General features: G+C 49.5%; 4 protein-coding genes. All 4 read left to right on the top strand.

Going from position 1 to position 5,211, the window contains the following annotated elements; all coding sequences use genetic code 11:
• Window positions 1-865: 865 nt before the first annotated feature.
• The 4 genes from OB13_RS06360 to OB13_RS06375 all read left to right on the top strand — a co-directional run bounded on the left by OB13_RS06360 (window position 866) and on the right by OB13_RS06375 (window position 5,087).
• Complete coding sequence (locus OB13_RS06360; RefSeq protein ID WP_461489315.1) at window positions 866-2,293, top strand: APC family permease; 1,428 nt, start codon at window positions 866-868, stop codon at window positions 2,291-2,293.
• A 73-nt stretch (window positions 2,294-2,366) separates the two neighbouring features.
• Complete coding sequence (locus tag OB13_RS06365; RefSeq protein ID WP_461489316.1) at window positions 2,367-2,831, top strand: hypothetical protein; 465 nt, start codon at window positions 2,367-2,369, stop codon at window positions 2,829-2,831.
• A gap of 119 nt (window positions 2,832-2,950) precedes the next feature.
• Window positions 2,951-3,610: a DedA family protein gene (locus tag OB13_RS06370; RefSeq protein WP_461489317.1), complete on the top strand. Its 660-nt coding sequence runs from the start codon at window positions 2,951-2,953 to the stop codon at window positions 3,608-3,610.
• 34 nt (window positions 3,611-3,644) lie between these two features.
• Window positions 3,645-5,087 carry a dicarboxylate/amino acid:cation symporter gene (locus tag OB13_RS06375; protein ID WP_461489318.1) on the top strand — a complete coding sequence of 481 codons (1,443 nt, stop codon included), beginning with the start codon at window positions 3,645-3,647 and terminating at the stop codon, window positions 5,085-5,087.
• The last annotated feature ends 124 nt before the right edge of the window (window positions 5,088-5,211 follow it).

Here is a 5,211-nt window from a genome sequence, read left to right on the forward strand (position 1 = left end):
CAGGTGCCAACATGGCGTTGGATAGTTTGCAAAATATGGCGGATAAAGAGTTACAGCGGCATGTGGGCGTTGATTCCGTAGCAACCAGGCTCCGCTCGGCAGACACGATCAATGTAGAACGGGAGGTAAAACGCGAGCTGTTGAAACACCTGTCGGAATAGCGGATGCCAATTGACGCTTTATAGTTTCACTTGAAGCGGTTTCAATAAGTAAAAATTGGTGTGATTCCTACCCCGGTCAGCATTGGGATCATGTTCCCACAAATTTACTGAGTAACAAACCCTGTAGCTTGCGACCAGCAGCTTTCCTTTATCTGGTGAACGAGCGGGTCAATGCTGCCTTTATTCCGTTGAGATTGCCGGACCAGTAAAGGTGGTGACTTCTATTTATACTGCCTTTACTGCTTCGGAACCCTATCTGGTATACCTGTCTATGCGCACCTGCCGGAGTTTTCTTTCTTAACCGGTAAGCTGCTTGCCCGGAGCAAAACGCCCCTCTAGAAGGAGGTATGCTCAAATCCTCTTCACGTACTTCCATTCCGCTGCCGAATAAGACACTCCCCCTCCATTGGTCAACTAAAAGCATCTCAGTTCGTGCGGAGAAGTATTTTTACAAGTGGCTCCTTCTCTCTTATCTCCTTCCTCCTTCCTAGCAAAAATGTAAGCTGAGATCCGAAATACAAACCAACGCTAAGGGGAAAATGGCATTTCCTCTTCTGCTATTGTTGTCCCGATGACTTTCCTGATTTAGCTTTTTAAAGGCCATGAAAATATTTTCTGCCTCTGGAGTATGATTTCAATTCTATCCGTCCTAACTTATTCACCATTTTAAACTTAAAATGTAGCACGTCACGATTCAACATCATATGAGCAAGAACAGTCAACTCCGCCGTTCGTTAGGTTTACGCTTGGTTATTGTGGTGGTAATAGGGAATATTATTGGGTCGGGCGTGTATAAAAAAGTGGCTCCGATGGCCGCAGAACTGCACTCGGCAGAATGGGTCCTAATCTGCTGGCTGCTGGCAGGTATCATCTCCCTTTTCGGGGCTTTAAGCAATGCGGAGGTGGCCGGACTTCTGGCGGATACGGGAGGGGAATATGCTTACTACAAAAAAATATACAATCGTTTTTTTGCTTTTATCTACGGGTGGTCCCTGTTTACCGTCATTCAAACAGCGGCTATTTCTTCCCTGGCCTATGTATTTGCGCAGTCTCTTAACAGTATCCTGCCCCTGCCTGGTGTTTTAGAATCTCTGTCTGCTATCTCAATCGGTGGCATTTTTTATCCGTTCGCTGATCTGAGTGTAAAGTTTGTAGCTATCGCCCTCATTATTCTCTTGACCTGGGTAAATGCCAAGGGAGTTGGAATCGGGGCTCGGCTTGGCACGGTCATATTGCTGCTGGTATTTGCCGGCATCAGCATCATCGTATTTTTCGGTCTTGGCAGCGAGAAAGCCGATATTGGATCAACTTTCGACCTAACAGCAGCTTCGGCTGCCCCTGTTACTTTCAGTGCTGTTTTCACAGCCATGCTGTCCGCATTCTGGGCCTATCAGGGCTGGGCAGCTGTCGGCTTCTTGGGAGGCGAAATCAAGAATGCCAAGCACAACATTCCCAGAGGTATTTCAATTGGTGTGCTGACGGTTATAGCGATCTACCTGCTGGTGAACATGACTTACCTATCTATACTACCCATTTCAGTCATAGAGAAGGTACATGAAGCTGGAAACCAGATTGCAGCCGTGGAAGTTGTCAAGAGCTTCTGGGGGTATGAAGGTGGCCTTTTTATTTCTATTCTTATTCTGGTAACCACGCTGGGCTGCACCAACGCGACAATTCTGGCCAGCTGCCGCACCTATTTTGCTATGGCGCGGGAAGGCCTGTTCTTTCCGAAAGCGGCGGAACTTAACCAGGCGCAGGTACCGGCCAATTCGCTTCGCTACCAGAGCATTTGGGCGTGCCTGCTCGTGCTATCCGGAACGTTTGACCAGCTTACCGACATGATCATTTTTGCTGTCTTTATCTTTTATGGCGCTACTACCCTGGGCGTGTTTATACTGAGGAGGAAGATGCCGGACGCAAACCGGCCCTATAAGGTATGGGGCTATCCGGTGGTTCCGGCTATCATGGTCCTCTTCTGTGCCGCCCTTTTCGTAAACACAATATTTGTACGCCCACGCGAGGCGGCGATGGGTATGGTACTCATCCTGACAGGTATACCCATGTATTGGTGGTTCAACAAAAACCAAAGTAAAAAACCGCAGGTGCCCACAGAAAATAAGGTACTATCCTGAATCCTGGCAGGGCAGCCGGCCCTGCTGAATCTGTTTTAAACAGGTGTTAATCAGGATGTCCTAACCTATTGCCGTGCTCCTCGTCGATTCGCTTCTTTGTAACGCTAAAACACCATTCACTAAAAATAACTACGCTCCCCTATTGTTTAAGTCTTCACAACCTCATTCCTTTGCGATGATGAAAACAACAGGTATACAGGTATTTAAAAAACTGCATATACTGGTGGGAGTTCTTCTGTACAGTATTTTGTCTTTGGCCGTGCACCCCGACTTGAAAGCTGCGCCAACGGTGCCTGTTGACCACCAGCATCTTACACACCCTACTAAAGAACAACACCTCCAGTTTTTAGCAGATGATGCAACTCCCGGTAAAGCAAAAGCGATACGGCAGTTGAATAAGTCTTTGCTAACACCTTTGTTTTACACACTCCTGCTTCCGTTGTATCCGCAACTGCAAGACACGTCACCTGCTCTGCAAACTCTCTCTGCTACGAATACCGACTGCGGCCTGTACTCCATTCAGATCAAAGGTCCATAGGCACATCCTTTTTTCGCATTCATCTTTTATTCTTTAGTTTATAAAACACCTTTGTCCCACTGCTTAGGTGCATCCTTTTTATTCATTTTTATTTTTCTGCCCAGCAATGGGCCTACTTTATGGAGCTCATACAGCATCTCATAGATTTTATTTTGCATATCGACCAGCATCTGGTTGAACTGGTAACCAAGTATGAAGGGTGGATCTACCTGATCCTGTTCCTGATTATCTTTTGTGAAACAGGACTGGTCGTGACTCCCTTTTTGCCGGGAGATTCTCTTTTGTTTGCACTAGGTGCTCTTGCGGCTATTCCCAGCTCGGGGTTAAACCTGCTGGCTCTTATCGGACTGCTGATTACAGCGGCTATCCTGGGAGACTCCTTTAACTATTATACCGGGTCAAAAATTGGTAATAAAATCTACCTCCGCAATTTCTGGTTTCTGCGCCGTGACCACATTGACCAGACACATCGCTTTTACGAACGCTATGGCGGTCGCGCCATCATCTATGCCCGCTTTGTTCCCATTGTGCGCACTTTTGCGCCCTTCGTGGCAGGTATAGGCAAAATGGATTACAAACGCTTCATCTTTTTCAATATCACGGGGGCCATGATATGGGTGTTGTTCTTTATGATAGCAGGTTATCTTTTCGGCAACATTCCGGCAGTTAAGCGAAACTTCTCTATGATGATCCTGGGCATAATTGTGCTCTCCATAGCTCCTCCCATTATAGCGGCGCTAAAAAACTGGATAACGAACAGGAAAAAAACCACTGTCTAAGGATCTTCCTTAATTTATTTGTTTTAAGTTCTTTATGAAGAAATCATTTATTCCGCTGGCTACGCTGCTGACCGTCACCCTGGCGGCAATCCTGACGGTGCTGCAGCAGTATGGCCTGCTGGCCCTGCCCGCAGAAGTGCTGATGGCCGTGCGCTGGATCGGCATCGGCGTCTTGCTGCTCTATGGCCTGCAGAAGCGCTCTCTTACTACCTGGATCCTGATCAGCATGGTGGTGGGCGCCGAGATCGGCTATGACTTCCCTTCTTTTGCCACCAACCTCAACGTGCTCAGCAAGGTCTTTTTGAAGCTCATCAAGACCATCATTGCGCCGCTCATTTTTGCTACACTGGTCGTAGGTATAGCCGGCCATTCCAACCTCAAGCAGGTAGGCAGCATGGGCTGGAAGGCGCTCTTATACTTTGAGGTCGTCACCACCCTGGCCCTGTTTATCGGCCTGGCTGCCATCAACATCAGCAAAGCCGGTGAAGGCATCAACATGCAGGGCATTGCCGAAACAGAAGAGATCCAGGCCCCGGCCAAACAGACGGCCTCCGACATCATCCTGCACGTCTTCCCCGAAAATATTGCCAAGTCCATCGCTGAAGGCCAGGTGCTGCAAATCGTCGTGTTCTCGGTGCTCTTTGCCATTGGCCTAGCCATGGTAACAGAGAAGAAGCGCAAGCCCATGCTCGACTTCTGCGAGAGCCTCTCGGAGACCATGTTTAAGTTCACCAACATCATTATGTACTTCGCCCCTGTGGGCGTAGGCGCAGCCATCGCCTATACCACCGGCCACATGGGCTTTGGCATCCTGGTCAACCTATTCCAGTTGCTGGCTACGCTCTATGTGGCGCTGCTGGTGTTCCTGCTTCTGGTGCTGCTGCCGATAGCCTTGCTTGCGCGTGTGCCCATCCGCAGGTTCCTACAGGCCATTTCGGGCCCGGTCTCAATTGCCTTTGCCACCACCAGCTCTGAGGCGGCTCTGCCACGCGCCATGGAAGAGATGGAGAAGCTAGGGGTGCCGCGCCGCATTGTGGCCTTTGTGATGCCGACAGGCTACAGCTTTAACCTCGATGGCACGACGCTATACCTCTCGCTGGCGGCCGTGTTTGTGGCCCAGGCCGCGGGCATCGACCTGAGTTGGGGGGAACAGTTACTGATGGTCTTCACCCTCATGCTTACCAGCAAGGGCGTAGCCGGCGTACCGAGGGCTTCGCTGGTGATCCTGCTGGGCACGGTAGCTTCCTTCAACCTGCCGGTGTGGCCCATCTTTGCCATCCTGGGCATCGATGAGCTGATGGACATGGCCCGTACTTCGGTGAACGTGACGGGCAACTGTCTGGCCACGGCCGTGGTAGCACGCTGGGAAGGCGAGTTTCATCCCGAAAAAGAAGTAGGACTCGTCGAGTCAACTAACCCTGAGTTAGCGGAGGAGGTGTCTGACCAGACCGCACTTAAGTCAGTGCCAAAGGACTAATATTTAGCAACATAGCAGAACAGGGGAAGGCATTTCTACTGCCATGACCGTTCAATAGCTTTCTTTTTAATTAACCTGCTTAAACGAATTGATGATGGAAGATCTCATCTTCTGGGTGCTCTTT

It is taken from the genome of Pontibacter sp. HJ8, assembly GCF_054824225.1.